This is a genomic window from Pseudomonas sp. ArH3a, from assembly GCF_022648765.1.
In the GTDB taxonomy this organism is placed as follows: Bacteria; Pseudomonadota; Gammaproteobacteria; order Pseudomonadales; family Pseudomonadaceae; genus Aquipseudomonas.
On sequence record NZ_CP080330.1, the window covers coordinates 3,000,880 to 3,025,312 of the forward strand.

The 24,433-nt window shown below is 64.9% G+C and carries 2 protein-coding genes; both read left to right on the forward strand.

What is annotated here, in order from left to right; genetic code table 11:
* The first annotated feature begins 125 nt into the window (after positions 1-125).
* On the forward strand, positions 126-13,043 hold the full coding sequence (locus K0P33_RS13800; RefSeq protein ID WP_242155728.1) for a non-ribosomal peptide synthetase: 12,918 nt from the start codon (positions 126-128) through the stop codon (positions 13,041-13,043).
* Positions 13,040-24,364 (forward strand): non-ribosomal peptide synthetase, encoded by an 11,325-nt coding sequence (locus tag K0P33_RS13805; RefSeq protein WP_242155730.1) that lies wholly within the window; start codon positions 13,040-13,042, stop codon positions 24,362-24,364. The genes K0P33_RS13800 and K0P33_RS13805 overlap by 4 nt, the downstream gene beginning before the upstream one ends.
* The last annotated feature ends 69 nt before the right edge of the window (positions 24,365-24,433 follow it).

The following is a 24,433-nucleotide window of genomic DNA, read 5'->3' on the forward strand; positions in this document are numbered from 1 at the left end:
GCTGGAAGCCTCTTCAGGCCCCCGGCTGCGCCCGCAGTTTTTTCAGGGCGCCCAGCACACCCTATGCAAGCGGCAGATGAAAACGGACTTTCTCCTCAACCGTGACTTTTCAGCAGGTTACCCCCATGCAGTTCAGCGAATTATTGGCAGCGATTTCCACCCACGCGATCCGTCTGCAACTGGAAGAGGGCGACCTGATCATCCTGGGCGACGACGAAGCGCTGGATGACGCGCTGTGGGATCAACTGATCGCCCACAAACCCCGCCTGCTTGAGTGGGTGGCCGAGCACGGCGGCGACTGGCTGAGCCCGGCCTATCGGATCACCCCGGACATGCTGCCACTGGTCAACCTCGATCAACCGGCCATCGACCGCATCGTCGCCGCCATCCCCGGCGGCGCGGCGAACGTGCAGGACATCTACCCGCTGGCGCCGCTGCAAGAAGGCATGCTCTACCACCATCTTTCGGCGCAGCAGGGCGACCCTTACGTGCTGCACGCGCAGTTTGTATTCGACAGCCGCGCACGCCACCACGCCTTCGCGCAAGCGCTGCAATGGGTGATCGACCGCCACGATATCCTGCGTACGTCCATGGTCTGGGAGCGCCTCGACGAGCCGTTGCAAGTGGTGTGGCGCAAGGCGACCCTGGCTTGCGAAGAAGCCCATTTGAACGGCGGTGACGCCCTGGCCCAGTTGCTGGCACGCTACGACGCCCGCACCTACCGCATGGCCCTGGGCCAGGCGCCGCTGCTGCGCCTGGTGTTTGCCGACGACCCGGCCAACCAGCGCGTGGTGGCGATGCTGCTGTTCCACCACACCATTCTCGACCACACCGCCCTCGATGTGGTGCGCCATGAAATCCAGCTGTACCTGGCCGGTGAGCAAGCCCAGGCCGGTGAGCCGGTTGCGTTTCGCAGCTACATCGCCCAGGTGCGCCATGGCGTCAGTGAGCAGGCGCATGAGGCGTTCTTCCGCGCGATGCTGGCGGATATCGATGAGCCAACCTTGCCGTTCGGTTTGCAGGATGTGCAGGGCGATGGCCAGGGCATCAACGAAGCGCGCGTGCTCGTCGACAGCGCACTCAGCCGCCGCCTGCGCCGCCTGGCACGACCGCTGGGCGTGAGCGTGGCGAGCATGATGCACCTGGCCCTGGCGCGCGTGTTGGGCGTGGTGTCTGGTCGCGACGCCGTGGTGTTCGGCACCGTGATGCTTGGCCGCATGGGTGCAGGCGAGGGCGGTGACCGCGCCTTGGGCATGTTCATCAACACCTTGCCGCTGCGCGTGGATGTGGGCGAGCAGGGCGTGCGCGCCGGGGTCAAAGCCACCCATGAGCGCCTGACCACCTTGCTCAATCACGAACATGCCTCGCTGGCACTGGCCCAGCGTTGCAGCGGTGTAGCCGCACCCACGCCACTGTTCAGCGCGATGCTCAACTACCGCCACAGCGCCGCCACCGACATGGCCGCCGTCATCGACGTGGCCGAAGGCATCCAGGTGCTGGGCGCCGAGGAGCGCACTAACTACCCGCTGACCGTCAACGTGGATGATCTGGGTGAAGAGTTTGCGCTGACGGTGATGGTCGACGCGTCCATCGACGCGCAACGTGTCGCCGGTTACCTGCATACCGCGCTGGAAAGCCTGGCCGATGCCTTGGAACATCGACCGGATCAGCCGCTCTGCGGCCTGAACATCCTGCCCGACACTGAGCGCCACCACCTGCTGCACAGCCTCAACCAAAGCCCCGCGCACTACACCGACACCGCCCTGATCCACCGTTGCGTCGAAACCCACGCCGCCGCCCAGTCTGAAGCCATCGCCTTGCGCTTCGAGCATCTGTGCCTCACCTACCGCCAACTCAACGAACGCGCCAACCAGGTCGCCCACCGCCTGCTCGCCCAAGGCGTGAGTCCGGATGACCGCGTGGCCATCTGCGTAGAGCGTGGCCCGGAAATGATCATCGGCCTGCTGGGCATCCTCAAAGCCGGCGCCGGTTATGTGCCGATTGACCCGGCTTACCCGCTGGAACGCATCGCCTACACCCTGGCCGACAGCCAACCGCTGGCCGTGCTGGTGCAAGACAACACCCGCCACTTGGTGGGCGAGCTGGCGCAAATCGACCTTAATAGCCTCGGTAGCGAGCCCATCGTCAACCCGCGCATCCCTCTCAGCCCCGCCAGCCTGGCCTACGTGATCTACACCTCTGGTTCCACCGGCCTGCCCAAAGGCGTGATGATCGAACACCGCCAGGTCGCACGGCTGTTCAGCGCCACTGACCACTGGTTCGGCTTCAACCGCAACGATGTGTGGGCGCTGTTCCATTCCTTTGCGTTCGACTTCTCCGTGTGGGAGATCTGGGGCGCGCTGATGCACGGCGGCCAATTGCTGATCGTGCCGCAACTGGTCAGCCGCTCGCCGGATGAGTGCTACGCGCTGATCTGTGAGGCCGGCGTGAGCATCCTCAACCAGACGCCCAGCGCGTTTCGCCAGTTGATTGCGGCCCAGGCGCAGAGCTCGCAGGTGCATTCCCTGCGCCAGGTGATTTTCGGCGGCGAAGCGCTGGAACCGGGCATGCTCAAACCCTGGTACGCCCGCGCCATCAACGCCGGTACGCAACTGGTGAACATGTACGGCATCACCGAAACCACCGTGCACGTGACCTATCGCGCGCTGGAGGCGGCGGACGCGCAGTTGGTCGGCCTCAGCCCGATTGGCGTGCGCATTCCCGACCTGCAGCTGTACGTGCTCGATGAGCGCCGCGAGCCGCTGCCGATCGGCGTGGCAGGCGAGCTGTACGTCGGCGGTGCCGGCGTGGCGCGCGGTTACCTGAACCGTGACGCGCTCAACGCCGAACGCTTCCTGGCCGACCCGGCCACCGGTTTGCGCATGTACAAGACCGGCGACCTTGGCCGCTTGCTGGCTAACGGTAACGTCGAGTACCTGGGGCGTAACGACGACCAAGTGAAGATCCGTGGTTTCCGTATCGAACTGGGTGAAATCCAAGCACGCCTGGCCACCGCCAGCGGCGTGCGTGACGCCGTGGTGATCGCCCGTGAAGACGCGCCGGGTGACAAGCGCCTGGTGGCTTATGTGATCGCCGAGCGTGACATCGGTGCAGCCGAACTGCGTGACCACCTGCTGCTGAGCCTGGCCGAGTACATGGTGCCCAGCGCGTTTGTACTGCTGGATAAATTCCCGCTGACCACCAACGGCAAACTCGACCGCAAGGCGTTGCCCGCACCGGATGCCGACGCGCTGGCGCGACGTGACTATGCCGCCCCGCAAGGTGCAGTCGAAACCGCCATCGCTGCGATCTGGCAGGCGCTATTGAAGCTCGACAAGGTCGGCCGCGACGACAATTTCTTCGAACTTGGCGGGCACTCACTGCTGGCGGTCAAGCTGATCGAACGCATGCGCCAGGTGGACTTGAGCGCCGATGTGCGCGTGCTGTTCGGTCAACCCACGCTGGCTGCACTTGCCGCAGCGGTGGGCGGGCAGCAGGAAGTGCAGGTTCCGGCCAACCTGATCAGCGAGACGAGCGAGCGCATCACGCCGGACATGCTGGCGCTGGTGGAGCTGGACCAGGCCGCCATCGACCACATCCTCAAGACTGTGCCCGGCGGCATCGCCAACGTGCAGGACATCTACGGCCTGGCGCCCCTGCAGGCGGGCATTCTTTACCACCACCTGGCAACCACCGAGGGCGACCCCTACGTGTTGCAAGTGCAGTTCAGCTTCGCTGACCAAGCGGCGGTGGATGCGTTTATCCGCGCGTTGCACAGCGTGATCGAACGCAATGACATCTTGCGCACCTGCATCCTCTGGGAGGGCCTGGATGAGCCGGTGCAAGTGGTGCTGCGCCAAGCGCCATTGGCCGTGGAACGTGTCGACGTACAGGGTGGTGAAGCCTTGGCACAGCTGCAACAACGCTTCGACCCACGCCATTATCGCCTCGATCTGTCCCGCGCCTCGCTGATGCATTTTGGCTACGCGCAACAGTCGAGCGGCTACGTCGGCATTTTGCTGCTGCACCACATCCTGCTCGACCATACCGCCTTGCAAGTGCTGGTCGAAGAAATGAGCGCCAGCCTGGCCGGAAACAGCGCGCACCTGCCGGACGCGGTGCAGTACCGCAACTACGTAGCCCAGGCGCGTCTGGGGGTTACCCAGGCGCAACACGAAGCGTTCTTCAGCGACATGCTCGGCGATATCGACGAGCCGACGTTAGCGTTCGGCTTGCAGGATGTAAATGGCGACGGCAGCGGCATCGTCGAGGCGCACTTGCCGTTGCCAGCGGCGCTCAGTCACGGCCTGCGTGAACAGGCGCGGCAACTCGGTGTGAGCACCGCCAGCCTGGTACACCTGGCCTGGGCCCAGGTATTGGCGCAGGTTTCCGGCCAGCAGGACGTGGTGTTCGGCACCGTGTTGCTGGGCCGCATGCAAGGCGGCAAGGGCGCCGACCGTGCGCTGGGGATGTTCATCAATACCTTGCCGCTGCGCGTTCGCCTGGGCGCCGTCAGCGTACAAGCCGGCGTGCGCGCCACCCACGCGCGCCTGGCGCAGTTGCTCGGGCATGAACATGCCTCGCTGTCACTGGCCCAGCGTTGCAGTGGCGTACCGGGGTCGTTGCCGTTGTTCAGCACCTTGCTCAACTACCGTCACAGCGCGCCGGGTGAAGCCCCGGGAGACAGCCCGTTTGCCGCCTCTGGTATCGAAATTCTCAGTTCCGAAGAACGCAGCAACTACCCGCTGGTGCTCAGCGTCGATGACCTGGGCGCAGGTTTTTCGCTGACGGTACAAGGCCTGGCCATGCTGGATGTACAGCGCGTGGGCGAGTACATGCTCACCGCATTGCAGCACTTGATGACCGCGCTGCAACAAGCGCCGACCACGCCCTTGCAGGCGGTGTCGATTCTGCCGGCCGCCGAACGCCACCAACTGCTGGTGGCGTTCAACGCCACCGCCCGCGACTACCCCTCGCAGCTCACCGTGCAGCAACTGTTCGAAGCCCAGGCGCTGGCGCGTCCCGAAGCCGTGGCGGCGGTGCATGGCGCGTTATCCTTGAGCTATCGCGACCTCAACCGCCGCGCCAATCGCCTGGCTCATCACCTGATCAACCAAGGCGTGCAGCCGGGTGAAAGCGTGGCGATTGCACTGCCGCGCTGCCTGGATTTACTCGTGTGCCAGCTGGCGATCCTCAAGTGCGCGGCGGTGTATGTGCCGCTGGACGTCAATGCGCCGGTTGAGCGCCAGGCGTTCATCGTGCAGGACAGCGGCGCGCATCGGGTACTCAATAGCCTGGCCGACCTGAACCTGGACGCGCAATCGCCGCGCAACCCTGAGCGGGTCCAGTCCTCGGAAAGCGTGGCGTACATCATGTACACCTCCGGCTCCACCGGCGCACCCAAAGGTGTGCAAGTGCCGCATCGCGGTATCACGCGGCTGGTGCTCAACAACGGTTACGCCGACTTCAACGCCGCGGACTGTGTGGCCTTCGCCTCCAACCCGGCGTTCGACGCCAGCACCATGGACGTGTGGGGCGCGTTGCTCAATGGCGGCCAGGTGCAGGTGATCGACCACGCCACCTTGCTCGACCCGGCGGCATTCGGTGAAGCCTTGGAGGGTGCGACGGTGCTGTTTGTCACCACGGCGCTGTTCAACCAATACGTGCAGATGATTCCTGAGGCGTTGGCCGGCCTGCGCATCCTGCTGTGCGGCGGTGAGCGTGCCGACCCGGCGGCGTTCCGCAGTCTGTTGGCGCAGGCGCCCGAGTTGCGTTTGGTGCATTGTTACGGGCCAACGGAAACCACCACTTACGCCACCACCTATGAGGTGCGCGCGATTGCCAATGACGCCGACAGCGTGCCCGTGGGGCGGCCGATTTCCAACACGCAAATCTATCTGTTGGATGCTTGGCAGCAGCCGGTGCCACTGGGGGTGAGCGGTGAAATTTGCATCGGCGGCGACGGCGTGGCCAAGGGGTATCTGAACCGGCCTGAGCTGACCGCTGAGAAATTCGTGCAAGACCCGTTCAACCCAGGCGCCTTGATGTACCGCACCGGCGACCTCGGTCGCTGGACGGCGGACGGCTTGCTTGAGTGCCTTGGGCGCAATGACGATCAGGTCAAAATCCGTGGTTTCCGCATTGAACTGGGTGAGATCGAAGCGCGCCTGGCGACCTGTGCGGGCATCCACGACGTGGTGGTGCTGGCGCGTGAGGACGTGCCGGGCGACAAGCGCCTGGTGGCGTATTTCACCTGGGCTGGCGAACCCGTCGGCATCGACAGCGTGCGCGCGCATCTGCAAGGCCAATTACCGGACTACATGCTGCCGTCGGCGTATGTGCCGCTGGCGCATTTGCCGCTGACGGCCAATGGCAAGATTGACCGTAAAGCGTTGCCGGCCCCCAGCGTAGACGCGCTGAGCAGTCGCGAGTTTGAAGCACCGCAAGGCGAGGTGGAAACCCTGCTGGCGCAGATCTGGCAGGACGTGCTCAAGCTTGAACGCGTGGGGCGCCATGATCATTTCTTCGAGTTGGGCGGGCATTCGCTGCTCGCGGTGAGCCTGATTGAACGCATGCGCCAAGTCGGCCTGAGCTGTGACGTGCGCGCACTGTTCAGCCAGCCAAGCCTGGCGGCGCTGGCGGCGGCGGTGGGCAGCGGGCGTGAAGTTGTGGTGCCGGTGAATGGCATTCCTTCGGGCTGCACGCAGATTACGCCGTCCATGCTGCCTCTGGTGCCGCTCGGCCAGGCAGCTATCGACCGTATTGTCGCCACGGTGCCGGGCGGCGCGGTGAATGTGCAGGATATCTACCCGCTGGCGCCGTTGCAGGAAGGCATTCTCTATCACCATATCAGCGCCGAGCAGGGCGACCCGTACCTGCTGCAATCGCGCATGGCGTTCGACAGCCTTGAGCGTTTGCACGCGTTCATGGGCGCGCTGCAACAGGTCGTGGCCCGTCACGACATCCTGCGCACCGGCGTGGTCTGGGAAGGCTTGGACAGCCCGGTGCAAGTGGTCTGGCGTGACGCGCAGTTGGTGGTGCAGGAAGTCGCCCTGGACCCAGCCGACGGCGGCATCCTTGAACAGCTGCACACACGCTTCGATGCTCGCCACTACCGGCTGGACATCACCCAGGCGCCGCTGCTGCGCATGGTCTACGCCCAGGACTCGGCGAATAACCGAGTCGCGGCGATCCTGTTGTTCCATCACTTGGCACTCGACCATACCGCCATGGAAGTGGTCGGCCAGGAGATGCGCGCGTTCCTGTTCAACCAGGCCGATGCGTTGCCCGCAGCGGCACCGTTTCGCAACTATGTCGCCCAGGCCCGCCTGGGTGTCAGCGTGGCTGAGCATGAGCAGTTCTTCCGCGAGATGCTCGCTGATGTCGATGAGCCGACCTTGCCGTTTGGCGTGCAGGATGTGCAGGGCGACGGCCGCGCTATCGAAGAAGCCGAGCGGCAGCTGGACGCGGCGCTGGCGGTGCGTGTGCGTGAACAGGCGCGGGTGTTGGGCGTCAGCGCGGCCAGCCTGATGCACCTGGCCTGGGCGCAAGTGCTGGGGTTGGTGTCCGGGCGTGACGACGTGGTGTTCGGCACCGTATTGATGGGCCGCATGCAGGCCGGCGAGGGCGCTGATCGCGCGTTGGGCATGTTCATCAACACCTTGCCGCTGCGCGTCGATGTGGGCGCCAGCGCCGCCGTTGCGGTCAAGGCCACCCATGCGCGGCTGAGTGCATTGCTCGGTCACGAGCACGCGTCCCTGGCGCTCGCCCAGCGTTGCAGTGGCGTATCGACGGCCGTGCCGTTGTTCAGCGCCTTGCTCAATTACCGCCACAGCACGCCCGGTGAAATGGCCCGCGACGGCCAGGGCATCTGGGAAGGTGTGCAGCTGCTGGGCGGTGAGGAACGCAGCAACTACCCGCTGACCCTCAGCGTCGATGACTTTGGCGCAGGTTTTGGCCTGAGTGTGCTGGCGCTGCCGCAGATCGGCGCCCAGCGCCTGTGTGGCTACATGCACAGCGCCGTGGAGCAGCTGGTTGCGGCCTTGGAAAGCGCGGCGAAAACCGCGCTCAACCAACTGCCTGTTCTGCCCCAGGCGGAGTGCGAAACCCTGCTGCGTGAATTCAACGCGACCGCCGCCGACTTCCCCACCGGGCATACCGTGCATGGCGCCTTGGAAGCCCAGGTCGAACGCCAACCCCATGCGATTGCCGTGCAGCAAGACGGCGAAGTTCTGACCTATCAGCAACTCAACCAGCGCGCCAACCAGTTGGCGCACCACCTGCTGGCGCTCGGCGTGCAGCCGGATGATCGCGTGGCGATCTGCTGCCGTCGTGGCCCGCAGATGCTGGTGGGTCTGCTGGGCATTCTCAAAGCCGGCGCAGGCTACGTGCCCATCGACCCGGCTTACCCCGCCGAGCGTATCGCCTACTTGCTGCAGGACAGCGCTCCGGCAGCGGTATTGGCCGAGGCAAGCACCCGCGACCTGTTGGGCGCGCATGCTGCTGTCGACCTGTTCGACGAGCGCCTGCAACACCACCCCGTCAGCAACCCGCGGGTGGCTACCCTGACCCCGGCACACCTGGCCTACGTGATCTACACCTCCGGCTCCACCGGCCAGCCCAAAGGTGTGATGGTGGAACACCGCACGGTGGAAAACCTGGTGCACTGGCACTGCGAAGCCTTCGGCCTGGACACGCGCAGCCACACCAGCAGCGTCGCCGGGTTTGGTTTCGACGCGATGGCCTGGGAGGTCTGGCCGGCACTCTGCGCAGGCGCCACCCTGCACCTGCCGCCCGCGCACGTGGGCAATGAAACTATCGACGAATTGCTCGCCTGGTGGATGGCGCAACCGCTGCACGTGAGCTTTCTGCCCACACCCGTCGCCGAGTACGCCTTCAGCCAGAACCTGCACCACCCGACCTTGCGCATCCTGTTGATCGGCGGTGATCGCCTGCGTCAGTTTGCCCAGGAGCGGCGCTTTGCAGTGGTCAACAACTACGGGCCTACCGAGGCTACGGTGGTCGCCACCTCCGGCCGTGTGCGCGCCGGGCAGGCGTTGCATATCGGCCAGCCTATCGCCAATACCCGCGTGTACGTGCTGGATGCGCAACTGCGCCCAGTGCCGGTGGGCGTTGCCGGTGAGCTGTATGTGGGCGGCAGCGGTGTGGCGCGGGGTTATTTGAACCGCCAGGACTTGACCGCCGAACGCTTCCTGCAAGACCCGTTTAACAGCGGGCGCATGTACCGCACCGGCGACCTGGCGCGCTGGTTGCCTGACGGCAATATCGAGTACCTGGGCCGTAACGACGACCAAGTCAAAGTGCGCGGCGTGCGCGTTGAACTCGGCGAAATCGAAAGCCGCCTGGCGGCACTCGACGGCATCGCCGAAGCGGTGGTGCTGGTGCGCGAGGGCCGTCTGGTGGCCTGGTTCACCGAACACTACCCGCTGGCGATTGAAACCCTGCGTGCGCAACTGCAAGCGCAGCTGCCCGAAGCGCTGGTGCCGGCGGCCTACGTCAAACTCGACACGCTGCCGCTGACCGCCAACGGCAAGCTGGACCGCAAGGCCCTGCCGCAACCTGATCAGTCGGCGTTGCTGAGCCGCGACTATGCAGCGCCTGAAGGTTCAGTGGAGACCGCCCTGGCGCGGATCTGGGCCGAGGTGTTGCAGGTGGAGCAAGTCGGCCGCCATGACCACTTCTTCGAACTGGGCGGCCATTCGTTACTGGCTGTCAGCCTGATCGAACGCATGCGCCAGGTCGGCCTCAGCGCCGATGTGCGTGTGTTGTTCAGCCAGCCAACCCTCGCAGCGTTGGCCGCTGCCGTGGGCAGTGGTCGCGAAGTTTCGGTGCCCGCCAACCGCATCGCCGCCGACTGCCAGCGCATCACCCCGGACATGTTGCCGTTGGTGGATCTGGACCCAGCAACCCTCGACGAGGTCGTCAGCCGCGTACCCGGTGGCGCCGCCAATGTGCAGGACATCTACCCACTGGCGCCGTTGCAGGAGGGCATTCTTTACCACTACATCACCGCCGAGCAGGGCGACCCGTACCTGCTGCAATCGCACCTGGCTTTCGACAGCATCGAGCGCCTGAATGCCTTCACCCAGGCGCTGCAACAGGTCATCAATCGCCATGACATCCTGCGCACCGGCGTGGTCTGGGAAGGCCTGGCGCAACCGCTGCAAGTGGTGTGGCGTCAGGCTCAATTGCCGCTTGAAGAGCTGCACCTGCAAGGTGATGTACTGGCCGGCTTGCATGCGCGTTTCGATGCGCGACGCTATCGCCTGGACATCAGTCAGGCACCCTTGATCAGCTTGAAGTACGCCCAGGACCCGGCCAATCAGCGTGTGGTGGTGGTGTTGCTCTATCACCATATCGCCCTCGACCACACCGCATTCGACGTGGTGCTGCGCGAAATGCAGGGCCACTTGCTCGGCCACCAAGCCCCAACGGCGCCGCCGATGCCGTACCGCAACTACGTGGCGCAGGCGCGCTTGGGTGTGAGCGAGCAGGAGCACGAAGCGTTCTTTTGCGAGATGCTCGGTGATGTCGATGAACCCACCTTGCCGTTCGGCCTGCAGGATGTGCGCGGCGACGGCAACGCGATCAAAGAGCATCGCCTGCGCCTGGGCAGCGACCTCAACCGCCGCCTGCGCGCCCAGGCGCGCTTGCTCGGTGTGAGCACGGCGAGCCTGTTCCACCTGGCCTGGGGCCAGGTGCTGGCGGCCACGTCGGGGCGCCAAAGCGTGGTGTTCGGCACCGTGCTGGTTGGTCGAATGCAAGGTGGCGAGGGCGCCGACCGTGCGCTGGGCGTGTTCATCAATACCTTGCCGCTGCGCCTGGACATCGACGCGCAAGGCGCACGCGCTGCCGTGCGTGCCACCCATGCGCGGTTGACCGCGTTGCTCGGGCATGAACACGCGTCCCTGGCCTTGGCCCAGCGTTGCAGCGGTGTGGCGGCCCCGGCGCCGCTGTTCAGCTCGATGCTCAACTACCGCCATCGCGGCGCCGCCACGCGATCGGCTGAGGCGCAGCAGGCCTGGGAAGGCATGCAGACGCTGGTCAACGACGGGCGCACCAACTACCCGCTGACCTTGAACGTGGATGACCTGGGTGATGGTTACGACGTCACCGCCCTGGCCCAAGTCGACGCGCAACGGGTGTGCGGTTACCTGCAGGTTGCTTTGTCCGGATTGGTCGAAGCCTTGGAGCAGGCGCCGCACCAGGCGCTCAATCGTTTGCCGATTCTGGGCAGTGAGGAACGGCAAAAACTGCTGGTGGAGTTCAATGCGACCGAGGTGAACTACAACCTTGAGCAAACCCTGCACGGCCTGTTCGAAGCCCAGGTCGAGCGCACGCCGCAGGCCGTGGCGGTCAAGGCCGGTGACCAGCACCTGACCTACAGCGAGCTCAACGAACGCGCCAACCGCCTGGCCCACCACCTGCGTGAACTCGGCGTGCGGCCGGATTCGCGGGTGGGCATCTGCGTCGAGCGTGGCCTGGACATGGTCATCGGCCTGTTTGCCATCCTCAAGGCCGGCGGCGGTTATGTGCCGCTGGACCCGGCGTATCCACGCGAACGTCTGGCCTACATGCTGCAAGACAGCGCGCCCGTGGTGGTACTGGCGCAAGGCGCAACCCGCGAGTTGCTGGGTGATGTGCCGGTGATCAACCTGGACCACAGCACTTGGCAGCACCAGCTCGCCAGCAATCCGCGGGTGCCGGGCCTTACCGCCCAGCATCAGGCTTACGTGATCTACACCTCCGGCTCTACCGGCCAGCCCAAGGGCGTGATCAACGAACACGCCGGAGTGGTCAATCGCCTGCTGTGGATGCAGGACGCCTATGGCCTCAAGGCCCATGACGCGGTGCTGCAGAAAACCCCGTTCAGCTTCGACGTGTCGGTGTGGGAGTTCTTCTGGCCGCTGTTTACCGGCGCACGCCTGGTCATGGCGCGCCCGGGCGGGCATAAAGAGCCTGAGTACCTGTGCGCGGTGATCGAGGCCGAACAGATCACCACGCTGCACTTTGTACCGTCGATGCTCGATGTGTTCCTGGCCCACGGCGATGTCAGCCAGGCAGCTGTGCTTGTGCGCGTGATGTGCAGTGGCGAAGCTTTGCCGGGCAGCTTGGTGCGGCGCTTCAAGCAGCAATTGCCGGGGATCGGCCTGTACAACCTGTATGGCCCGACCGAAGCGGCGGTGGACGTGACCGCCTGGAACTGCGCGCGCCCCGACGTGCCGGACAACACGCCGATCGGCAAACCGATTGCCAACACGCGCATTTACCTGCTGGATGCGCAGTTGCAGCCGGTGCCGTTGGGCGTGGTCGGCGAGCTGTTTATCGGCGGTGTGCAAGTGGCGCGTGGCTACTTGAATCGCCCTGAACTGACCGCCGAACGCTTCCTCAAGGACCCATTCACCCATGGGCGCATGTACCGCACTGGTGACGTTGGCCGCTACTTGCCCGACGGCAATATCGAGTACCTGGGCCGCAACGATGACCAGGTGAAGATCCGTGGCCTGCGCATCGAGCTGGGTGAAATCCAGGCGCGGCTGCTGGAGCATGCGCAGGTCAACGAGGCGGCCGTGGTCGCCCGCGAAGACCGGCTGGTCGCGTACTACACCGGCATAGCCACCGACATCGAACAGCTGCGCGCGCATCTGCTGCAGCACCTGCCGGACTTCATGGTGCCCACGCTGTTCATGCACCTCGACGCGCTGCCGCTGAGCCCCAACGGCAAGCTCGACCGCAAGGCTTTGCCTGCGCCAGGCATGGACGCGCTGATCGTGCGCGAGTACGTGGCCCCCGAAGGTGACACCGAAACCCTCCTGGCCAAGCTGTGGGCTGAGCTGCTCAACGTCGAGCGGGTCGGGCGGCACGACAACTTCTTTGAACTGGGCGGGCACTCGCTGCTGGCCGTGAGCTTGATCGGCCGCCTGCGCCAGGAAGGCCAGGAAGCTGACGTGCGGGCGCTGTTCGAGCAGCCGACGCTGGCCGGCTATGCCGCCATAACCGAACGAATGGAGATCGTCCTGTGAGCATTTCTGAGCTGTTGGCGACGCTGAAAACCAAGGACATCCAGCTGGCGCTCAAAGGCGAGCAGTTGTCGGTGCAAGGCAATAAACAAGCACTGAGCGACCCGGCGACCCTCGCCGCGTTGCGCGAGCACAAACCGGCGTTGATCGCGTTGATCAAGGCCGGCGAGTACTCGGCGACCAAGGCCGGCGAAGTGCAAGTGCCCGCCAATGGCATCCCGACGGGCGCCGAGCGCATCACGCCGGCCATGCTGACCCTGTCGACCCTGAGCCAGGAGGAGATCGACCGCATCGTCGTCACGGTGGAGGGCGGTGTGGCGAATATCCAGGATATCTACCCGCTGGCGCCGTTGCAGGAAGGCATTCTGTTCCACCATGTCAGCGCCGAGCAGGGCGACCCGTACGTGATGCAGTCGCAGTTTGCGTTCGACAGCCTGGCGCGCTTCGAGGCCTTCGCCCAAGCCCTGCAACAGGTGATGAACCGCCACGACATCCTGCGTACCGGCGTGGTCTGGGACGGTTTGCAGCAACCGTCGCAAGTGGTCTGGCGCCAAGCGCAACTGCCGGTGCAGGCGTTGGCGTTGGACCCGGCTGACGGCGATATCGCCGCGCAGCTGCACGCGCTGTTTGATGCGCGCCACTATCGCCTCGACGTGACCCAGGCGCCGCTGCTGCGCCTGGTGCGTGCCGAAGATCCGGCCCATCAGCGCATCGTCGCCACCTTGCTGTTCCACCACATGGCCCTTGACCACAGCGCCCTCGAAGTGGTGTGCCATGAACTGCAGGCGTGCCTGCTGGGGCAGGGCGCCGCGCTGGGCCAGGCGGTGCCGTTTCGCAACTATGTGGCGCAGGCGCGGTTGGGGATCAGCGAGCAGGAACACGAAAGTTTCTTCCGCCAAATGCTCGGCGACATCAGTGAGCCGACCTTGCCGTTTGGTTTGCAGGACGTGCAAGGCGATGCCCGTGGGATTGCCGAAGTCAGCCTGCCGCTGGCGCCAGCGCTCGGGCTGCGTTTGCGTGCACAAGCCCGGCTGCTGGGCGTGAGCGCCGCCAGCCTGTTCCACATGGGGTGGGCGCAAGTGTTGGCTGTGCTGGCCGGTAAACAACAGGTGGTGTTCGGCACGGTCTTGATGGGCCGTATGCAAGGCAGCCATGACACGGATCGGGCGCTGGGGATCTTCATCAACACGCTGCCGTTTCGCGTGGACGTAGGCGCCGAAGACGTGCGCGCCGGGGTCAAGGCCACCCACGCGCGGTTGACTACCTTGCTGCGCCACGAGCACGCCGCCTTGGCACTCGCCCAGCGTTGCAGTGGCGTGGTGGCGCCGACACCGCTGTTCAGTGCGTTGCTCAATTACCGCCACAGTGCCCCGGCCGCCAGTGCCGCCGCCGTATCGGCCTGGCAAGGCATCGCGGCGCTCAGCGCCGAAGAACGCACCAACTACCCGCTGACCTTGAGCGTGGATGACCTCGGCGAAGGCTTTGGCTTGAGCGTGCTCGCCAGCACTTTGGTGGACCCGCAGCGTGTCTGCGCCTACCTGCAAACCGCCCTGGAAAACCTCGTGACCGCCCTGGAGCAGGCGCCGCACACGCCGCTCAATCACGTCTCGGTAGTACCCGCCGCCGAGCAACAACAGCTGCTGCAGCAGTTCAACGCGACCCAGGTCGAGTTCCCCCAAGGCACCACCTTGCACGGGCGTATCGAAGCCCAGGCCGCGCGCACGCCCGAGGCCATCGCCGCCGTGCACCAAGGCCGCCAACTGACTTACGCCGAGCTGAACCAGCAAGCCAACCTGTTGGCCCATCACCTGCTGGCGCTGGGGGTCAAGCCCGACGACCGCGTGGCCATCGTCGCCCGCCGTGGCCTGGACACCCTGGCCGGGTTGCTGGCGATCCTCAAGGCCGGCGCCTGCTATGTGCCGGTGGACCCGTCCCACCCGGCCGAGCGTCTGAATTACCTGCTGACCGACAGTGAGCCGGTGGCGGTGCTGACCCAACAGGCGCTGCTGGATCGCCTGCCCGCGCTGGACGTGCCGGTGATCAACCTCGACCGCTTCACCTGGCAGCACCATTCGGCGAGTAACCCCAAGGTCAATGTCACGCCATCGAACCTCGCCTATGTGATTTACACCTCCGGCTCCACCGGCCTGCCCAAAGGCGTGATGGTCGAACACCACACCGTGGCCAACCTGGTGGACTGGCATTGCCGCGCGTTTGACCTGTGCGCCGGGCGCCACACCGCCAGCGTCGCCGGTTTCGGCTTTGACGCGATGGCCTGGGAAGTGTGGCCGGCGCTGTGTGTCGGCGCGACCTTGCACCTGCCGCCGGCCAATGACGGCGCCGAAGACATCGACGCCTTGCTCGCCTGGTGGTGCGCGCAACCGTTGGACGTGTGCTTCCTGCCCACGCCAGTGGCCGAGTACGCCTTCAGCCAGCAGATCGAACACCCCACGCTGCGCACCTTGCTGATCGGCGGCGATCGCCTGCGCCAGTTCGCGCGGGCCCAGCGTTTCGAGTTGATCAACAACTACGGGCCGACCGAAGCCACGGTGGTCGCCACTTCCGGCAAGGTCGAAGTGGGCCAGCCGTTGCATATCGGCACACCCATCGCGAATGCCACGGTGTACCTGCTGGACGAACAGCAACGCCCGGTGCCGTTGGGTGTCGCCGGTGAGCTGTATGTGGGCGGCAAAGGCGTGGCGCGCGGTTACCTGAACCGCGAGGAGCTGACGGCCGAGCGCTTCCTGCAAGACCCGTTCAATGCCGGGCGCATGTACCGCACTGGCGACCTGGCGCGCTGGTTGCCGGACGGCAACATTGAATACCTGGGGCGTAACGACGACCAGGTGAAGGTCCGTGGCGTGCGCATCGAGTTGGGCGAGATTGAAACCCAACTCAACCAACTGCCGGGCATTCAGGAGGCGGTGGTGTGGGTCCGTGAAGAGCGGTTGATCGCCTACTTCACTGCAAACCCTCAGCTCGACCCGCTGGCTGTCGGCGATATCCGCGCCCATCTGGTCGCGCATTTGCCGGACTACATGGTTCCGGTCGCCTACGTGAAACTCGATGCATTGCCGCTCACCGCCAACGGCAAACTCGACCGCAAAGCCTTGCCGGCGCCGGACATGGCCGCCGTATTTACCCGCGATTACGAGGCGCCCCAAGGCGAGATCGAAACCGTGCTCGCACACATCTGGGCTGATGTGCTGCAAGTAGAGCGCGTTGGGCGTCGCGATCATTTCTTTGAATTGGGCGGGCATTCGCTGCTGGCGATGCGCATGGTTTCCCAGGTGCGTCAGCGCCTGGGTGTCGAGCTGAGCCTCGGCGACCTGTTTGCCAATGCCGAGCTGGCGGCGGTCGCCGAAGTGCTCGCCCGGGCGGGGCGCAGCACGTTGCCGGATATCTTGCCCGCTAACCGTGATGAAGACGTGCCGCTGTCCTTCGCCCAGCAGCGCCTGTGGTTCCTGGCACTGATGGAAGGCGCCAACACCGCCTACAACATTCCCATCGGCCTGCGTTTGCGCGGGCAGCTGCATGTCGAGGCGCTGCAACGGGCGCTGGCGCGTATCGTCGCGCGCCACGAAACCCTGCGCAGTCGCTTCGCCCAACACGGCGACGACGCTCAGGTGCTGATTGTGCCCGCCGAAGACGTGCTGCCGTTGCAAGTGCAGGACCTGCGCCGCCACCCACAACCCCAGCAGGCGCTGGACGCTTTGATCCAAGGCGAAGCCTCGGCACCGTTCGACCTGGAGCGCGGCCCGTTGCTGCGCGGGCGGTTGGTGGTGATGGCCGACGATCACCATGTGCTGTTGCTGACCCTGCACCACATCGTCTCCGATGGCTGGTCGATGGGCGTGCTCACCCGTGAGCTGATGGCGCTGTACCAAGCCTTCAGCCACGGCCTGCCCGACCCGTTGCCGGCACTGCCGATCCAGTACGGCGACTTTGCCGTGTGGCAGCGTTTGTGGCTGAGCGGCGAAGTGCTGCAGCGCCAAAGCACGTATTGGCAACAGGCCCTGGCCGGGGCGCCGGCGCTGCTCACGCTACCAACGGACCGCCCGCGCCCGGCGCAGCAGGACTACGCCGGCAGCAGCGTCGAAGTGCGCCTGGATGAACGCCTCACCGCCGGGCTCAAGGCCTTGAGCCAACGCCATGGCACCACGCTGTACATGACCTTGATGAGCGCCTGGGCCTCGCTATTGGCGCGGCTGTCCGGGCAGCCGGACCTGGTGATCGGCTCGCCGGTGGCCAACCGTACACGCAGCGAAGTCGAAGGGCTGATCGGCCTGTTCGTCAACACCCTGGCGGTGCGCATCGACACCTCGGGCGCGTTGAGCACCGAGGCACTGTTGGCGCGGGTCAGGGCGTTGACGCTTGAAGCCCAAGCCCATCAGGACCTGCCGTTCGAGCAGGTGGTGGAAATCACCCGGCCGGTGCGTAGCCTGGCCCACAGCCCGTTGTTCCAGACCTTGCTGAGCTGGCAGGACAGCAGCGCGCCGACCCTGGCGTTGGGTGACCTGGCCCTGGAAGGCATCGTCGAGAGTAGCCACTTTGCCAAGTTCGACCTGTCGCTGAACCTCGGCGAAGTGCAGGGCAGTATTTTGGGCGCGTTGGAATATGCGGTGGCGTTGTTTGATCAATCGACCGTGCAGCGTTACGTCGGCTATTTCACGCGCACCCTACAGGCGATGGTCGATAACGATCAGGCCGTGCTTGAACACACGCCGCTGGTGGATCCGCGTGAGCGTCAGCAGTTGCTGTTTGATTTGAATGCCACTGACGTCAATTACAACCTCGACCAAACCCTGCACGGGATGTTCGAGGCGCAGGTCACGCGCACGCCGCAGGCGATTGCGGTCAAGGCTGGCGAGCAGCAGCTGACCTATGCCGAGCTGAATGCGCGGGCCAACCAGTTGGCCCATCACCTGCAGGCGTTGGGCGTGCAACCGGATTCGCGGGTGGCGATCTGCGTGGAGCGGGGCTTGGACATGGTCGTTGGCCTGTACGCGATCCTCAAGGCCGGCGCCGCGTATGTGCCGCTGGACCCGGCTTATCCGCAAGAGCGCCTTGCCTACATGCTGGAAGATAGCGCGCCGCTGGTGGTGTTGGCGCAGGGCTCCACGCGCGGGTTGCTGGGCGCGGTGCCGGTGGTCGATCTGGACCAGCCCTGCTGGCAGCACCAGCCGGTCGCTAACCCCGATGCAGCGGGCGCGACGGCTTATGTGATCTACACCTCCGGCTCCACCGGCCAGCCCAAAGGCGTGATCAACGAACACGCCGGGGTGGTCAACCGGTTGCTGTGGATGCAGGACGAATACGGCCTCAAGGCGCATGACGCGGTGCTGCAGAAAACCCCATTCAGCTTCGACGTGTCGGTGTGGGAGTTCTTCTGGCCGCTGTTTACCGGCGCGCGCCTGGTGATGGCGCGCCCAGGCGGGCACAAAGACCCGCAGTACCTGTGCGACGTGATCGAGGCCGAACAGATCACCACGCTGCACTTTGTGCCGTCGATGCTGGATGTATTCCTGGCCCACGGTGATGTGCGCCAGGCGGCCGGGCTGGTGCGTGTGATGTGCAGCGGCGAAGCTTTGCCGGGCAGCCTGGTGCGGCGTTTCAAGCAGCAGTTGCCGGGCAGTGCGTTGCATAACCTGTATGGCCCGACGGAAGCGGCGGTGGACGTGACGGCGTGGAATTGCGCGGGTGCGGTGACGCCGGACAACACGCCGATTGGCAAGCCCATCGCCAACACGCGCATGTACCTGCTCGACAGCCAGTTGCAGCCGGTGCCGTTGGGTGTGGTCGGTGAGTTGTTTATCGGTGGTGTGCAAGTGGCGCGCGGTTATCTGAACCGGCCTGAACTGACGGCCGAGCGCTTTCTTGACGACCCGTTTATCAATGGGCGGATGTACCGCACCGGTGACGTCGGGCGCTACTTGCCGGACGGTAACATCGAGTATTTGGGGCGCAATGATGACCAGGTGAAGATCCGTGGTTTACGCATCGAGTTGGGTGAGATCCAAGCCCGCCTGACCGAGTATCCGTCGATTAATGAAGCAGCGGTTGTCGCCCGTGAACAACGCCTGGTGGGTTATTACACCGGCGCATACAGCGAAATCGATGCGCTGCGCAGTCACCTGCTGCGGCACCTGCCGGAGTTTATGGTACCGGCGATGTTCGTCCATCTCGACGCCTTGCCGCTGAGCCCCAACGGCAAGCTCGACCGTAAAGCCTTGCCCGAACCGGGCCTGTATTCGGTGGTGGTGCGCGAGTACGAGGCGCCTCAGGGCGATACCGAAATTGCCCTGGCCAGCCTGTGGGCCGAGTTGCTCAACGTGGAACGCGTGGGCCGCCACGACAACTTCTTCGAATTGGGTGGGCATTCGCTGCTGGCCGTCAGCCTGATGGGGCGCATGCGCCGCCTTGGGTTGTCGGCGGACGTCAAAGTGCTGTTTGGCCAGCCGACCTTGTCTGCGTTGGCGGCGGCGCTGGGTGGTGGGCGTGAAGTGGCGGTGCCGGCGAATGGCATTGCACCCGACTGCACCTACATCACCCCGGACATGTTGGCGCTGGTCCAGCTGGATCAGCCGGCTATCGAGCGCATTGTCGCCTGTATCCCAGGCGGCGCGGCGAATGTGCAGGACATCTACCCGCTGGCGCCGTTGCAGGCCGGCATTCTCTATCACCATCGCGCAGTAGTGGGAGGCGATGCGTACCTGCTGCAGGCGCAGTTTGCGTTCGACAGCCTCGTACGGCTGCAAGCGTTTGCCCGGGCGTTGCAGGCGGTGATCCAGCGCCATGATGTGCTGCGTTCATCCTTGCACTGGGACGGCCTGGAAGAACCGGTGCAGGTGGTTTGGCGTGAAGCCTTGTTAAGCGTCGAAACCGGGCCGCTGCCGCAGCGTCTCGACCTGGCTCAAGCCCCGCTGATGCGCTTGGTTTACACCCAGGAACCGCAGCGGGTGGTCGCAACTTTGCTGTTCCATCACCTGGTGATGGACCACATCGCACTGGACATCCTGCAGCACGAAATGCAGGCGTTTTTGTTGGGCCGACAGGATGAGTTGGGCGCTGCGGTGCCGTACCGCAATTACGTGGCCCAGACCCGTTTGGGTGTTGACGATCACGAAACGTTCTTTCGCGAAATGCTCGCTGAGATCGACGAACCCACCGAGGTCGAAAACCTGGGCGGCGATGAAGCAGCCCATCTAGCGATTGACCTTGAGTTAAGCCGGCGCCTGCGTACCCAGGCCCGCCAAGCGGGCGTGAGCGCCGCCAGCCTGATGCACCTGGCCTGGGCCCATGTGCTGGGCAAGGTCAGCGGCCGCGAGCAGGTGGTATTCGGCACCGTGATGCTTGGCCGCCTGCAAGGTGGCGAAGGCGCCGAGCGCGCCATGGGGGTGTTTATCAACACCTTGCCGTTGCGAGTCGACCTAGGGGAACACTCGGTGCGTACAGCCTTACGCGCCACCCATGCCCGCCTGACTCAACTGCTCAGCCATGAGCACGCGCCGCTGGCAGTGGCCCAGCGTTGCAGCGCGGTGCCGGTGGCGACGCCGTTGTTCAGCGTGCTGTTCAACTACCGCCACAGTGCGCCGCAAACCGCTGGCGTGGCCGAAGCGTGGCAGGGCATTGAGCTGCTCAAGGCGCAGGAACAGACCAATTACGGCTTGTCGGTGAGTGTGGATGACCTCGGTGAGGGTTTCAGTCTGGAAGCCATGGGGCAGGGCGCCCGGCGGTTGTGTGACTACCTGCACACTGCACTTGAGCAGGTGGTTGAGGCGCTGGAACACAACCGTGAAATCGCCATCAGCCGCCTGCCGATCCTGGCGGCCGCAGAGCGCAGCCAGCTGGCGGGCTTCAACGCCACCACCCGCACGTTCCCCCGTGAACACACGGTGCAGCGCCTGTTCGAAGCCCAGGCCCAGGCGCGCCCCGGCGCCGTGGCAGTGCTGCATGGCGAGCAGGTGTGGCGCTACGGTGAACTCAACACCCGCGCCAACCGTCTGGCCCATCACTTGCTGGGCTTGGGTGTGCGCCCCGCCGATAACGTGGCGATCCTACTGCCGCGCTGCATCGACCTGCTGGTCAGCCAACTGGCCGTGCTCAAATGCGCGGCGGCCTATGTGCCGCTGGACATCAACGCACCGGCCGAACGCCAGGGCTTTATGCTGCAGGACAGCGGCGCGACGTGGCTGTTGACGCGCAGCGAGGCGCTCGTTGAATATCCGGCCCGGCGCCTGGACCTGGACACCCTGGCCCTCGACCCGCAACCGAGCCATAACCCGGACTTGTCGCAGTCTTCCGACAGCGTGGCGTACATCATGTACACGTCCGGCTCCACCGGCACGCCCAAAGGTGTGCAAGTGCCGCATCGCGGTATCACGCGGCTGGTGCTCAACAACGGTTACGCCGACTTCAACGCCGCGGACCGTGTGGCCTTCGCCTCCAACCCGGCGTTCGACGCCAGCACCATGGACGTGTGGGGCGCGTTGCTCAATGGCGGCCAGGTGCAGGTGATCGACCATGCCACCTTGCTCGACCCGGCGGCATTCGGTGAAGCCTTGGAGGGTGCGACGGTGCTGTTTGTCACCACGGCGCTGTTCAACCAATACGTGCAGATGATTCCTGAGGCGTTGGCCGGCCTGCGCATCCTGCTGTGCGGCGGCGAACGTGCCGACCCGGCGGCGTTCCGCAGTCTGTTGGCGCAGGCGCCCGAGTTGCGTTTGGTGCATTGTTACGGGCCAACGGAAACCACCACTTACGCCACCACCTATGAGGTGCGCGCGATTGCCGATGACGCCGACAGCGTGCCCGTGGGGCGGCCGATTTCCAACACGCAAATCTATCTGTTGGATGCTTGGCAGCAGCCGGTGCCACTGGGGGTGAGCGGTGAAATCTGCATCGGCGGCGACGGCGTGGCCAAGGGGTATCTGAACCGGCCTGAACTGACCGCTGAGAAATTCGTGCAAGACCCGTTCAACCCAGGCGCCTTGATGTACCGCACCGGCGACCTCGGTCGCTGGACGGCGGACGGCTTGCTTGAGTGCCTTGGGCGCAATGACGATCAGGTCAAAATCCGTGGTTTCCGCATTGAACTGGGTGAGATCGAAGCGCGCCTGGCGACCTGTGCGGGCATCCACGACGTGGTGGTGCTGGCGCGTGAGGACGTGCCGGGCGACAAGCGCCTGGTGGCGTATTTCACCTGGGCTGGCGAACCCGTCGGCATCGACAGCGTGCGCGCACATCTGCAAAGCCAATTGCCGGACTACATGCTGCCGTCGGCGTATGTGCCGCTGGCGCATTTGCCGCTGACGGCCAATGGCAAGATTGACCGTAAAGCGTTGCCGGCCCCCAGCGTTGACGCGATGAATAGTCGCGAGTTTGAAGCACCGAGCGATGCGTTGGAGCTGACCCTGGCGCAGCTGTGGGCTGAGGTCTTGAAGCTGGAACAGGTCGGGCGGCATGACAGCTTCTTTGAACTGGGCGGGCATTCGTTGCTGGCGATTCGGCTGGTCAACCTGATGGAAGCGGCGGGGTTGCAGGTGTCCCTGGCTGAGCTGTTCGAGCATGCCAGCGTGGCCTCGGTCGCCGCGATGCTGCAACAACGCACGGATGAACCGGTGCGTGACACCTCGGTGATCACCGTGCGCAGCCGTGGCGCGCAACCGCCGCTGTTCCTGGTCCACGAATTCAGTGGCATGGACGTGTACTTTCCGGCGCTGGGTCAGCACCTGCCCGGTGACTATCCCATCTACGGCTTGCCGGGCGCGGCGCTTGGCGACTCGCACCTGAACACCATGGAAGGCCTGGCGGCGCGCATGGTCGGGCTGATTCGGGGTATCCAGCCCCATGGGCCGTACCGGCTCGCAGGCTGGTCGTTTGGCGGCGTGTTGGCCTATGAAGTGGCGATGCAGTTGTTGGGGCTGGATGAGGCGGTGGCCTTCCTCGGTTTGATCGACAGTTACGTGCCGCGCATGACCGACCAAAGCAAGGCGCGTTGGCGCGGGCCGGATGCGCTCAAGCGGCATTTGCTGTTGCAGTGCACGGCGTATTGGACAGCACAAGGAGGTGTGGATGAGCTGGCGAGGCTTGAACACTTGGAGGCGGGCATTGGACAGCTGGACTTTGCGGGTCTGCTGCAACGCTGTCGCGATGAAGGTTTGCTATACGCGCAAATGGCAGCGGCTGCGGACGCGGACCTCTTGAGTTTTATCGAGCGAGAAGTCGGGCATGGGCATGCGCTGGCGCATTACAGCCTGTTCCCATTGCCGGTTGCGGTGCACCTGTTCAGCGCTATGCAACGGCCGACCGAGTTGTCCCGGCGCAGTGACACGCTGGGTTGGCAGGACGCGTTGGCGCCGGGGCAATTGCGCCAGGTGCAGGTGCCGGGGGATCACCAGAGCATGATGCAGGCGCCGCATATCCAGGCGTTGGGCCGTGCGATGACTGAGGCGTTGGCGGTGGGTGTGCCGGTCGCTGAGGCGGCGCATCAACCGTTGTTGCGTATTCAGAGTGGGCGGGCGGGGTATGCGCCGGTGTTTTGTGTGCCCGGCGCGGGGGACAGCGTCACCGGGTTTGTGGGGTTGAGCGAGGCCCTGGGGCGCGACTGGCCGTTGTTGGGTTTGCAGCCACGAGGCTTGGATGGCGAGGCGGTGCCGCATAGCCAGGTGGAAGCGGCGGCGCAGTGTTATCTGGCGGCGCTGGCGCAGGAGTGCCCGCAGGGGCCGGTGCATTTGGTTGGGCATTCGTTTGGCGGCTGGGTGGCGTTGGAGATGGCGCTGCGGCTGCAGGCGATGGGCCGTGAGGTGGCGTCGTTGACGGTGATTGACAGTGAATCGCCTGGGGGTTTGGGTAAGCCTTATACGACCACGGCGGCGTTGTTGCGGTTGATCGAGGCGATGCAGTTGGCGGCTGGGAAGCCGTTGGGCATAGACCCGGTGGAGTTTGCCGAGCGTGATGAGGTGGCGCAGCGCCAATGGCTGCATGCAGGGATGGTGGGCGTGGGGTTGTTGCCGGGGCGCTCTGCGGTGGATGCCATGGATGGGCCGGCGCGCACGTATGCGGCGGCGTTGCGCACGGTGTATCGACCTTTGCAGCGTTATAACGGGGTGGTGCGGTTGGTGTTGGCTGAGGATCCTTCGCTGGATGCGGCGGGGAATCAGCGGGAGCAGGGGTTGATGGTTGAGGGGTGGCGGCGGCAGGGGAGTGGGTTGCAGGTTTGGTATGGGCCGGGGAACCACTTTACGTTGCTTAAGGCGCCGAATGTGTTGGGGTTGGCGCGGTGGTGGGTTGAGGGGGTGGTGATTGGGGAGGTGGTGTCTTGAGGGCTGTATGTCGATCTGAATGTGGGAGCTGGCTTGCCTGCGATAGCGGTGTGTCGGTGTGCATATCCA

Coding starts and splice junctions, on each gene's coding strand:
- K0P33_RS13800 (WP_242155728.1), top strand. CDS start 126: ATGCAGTTCAGCGAATTATTGGCAGCGATTTCCACCCACGCGATCCGT.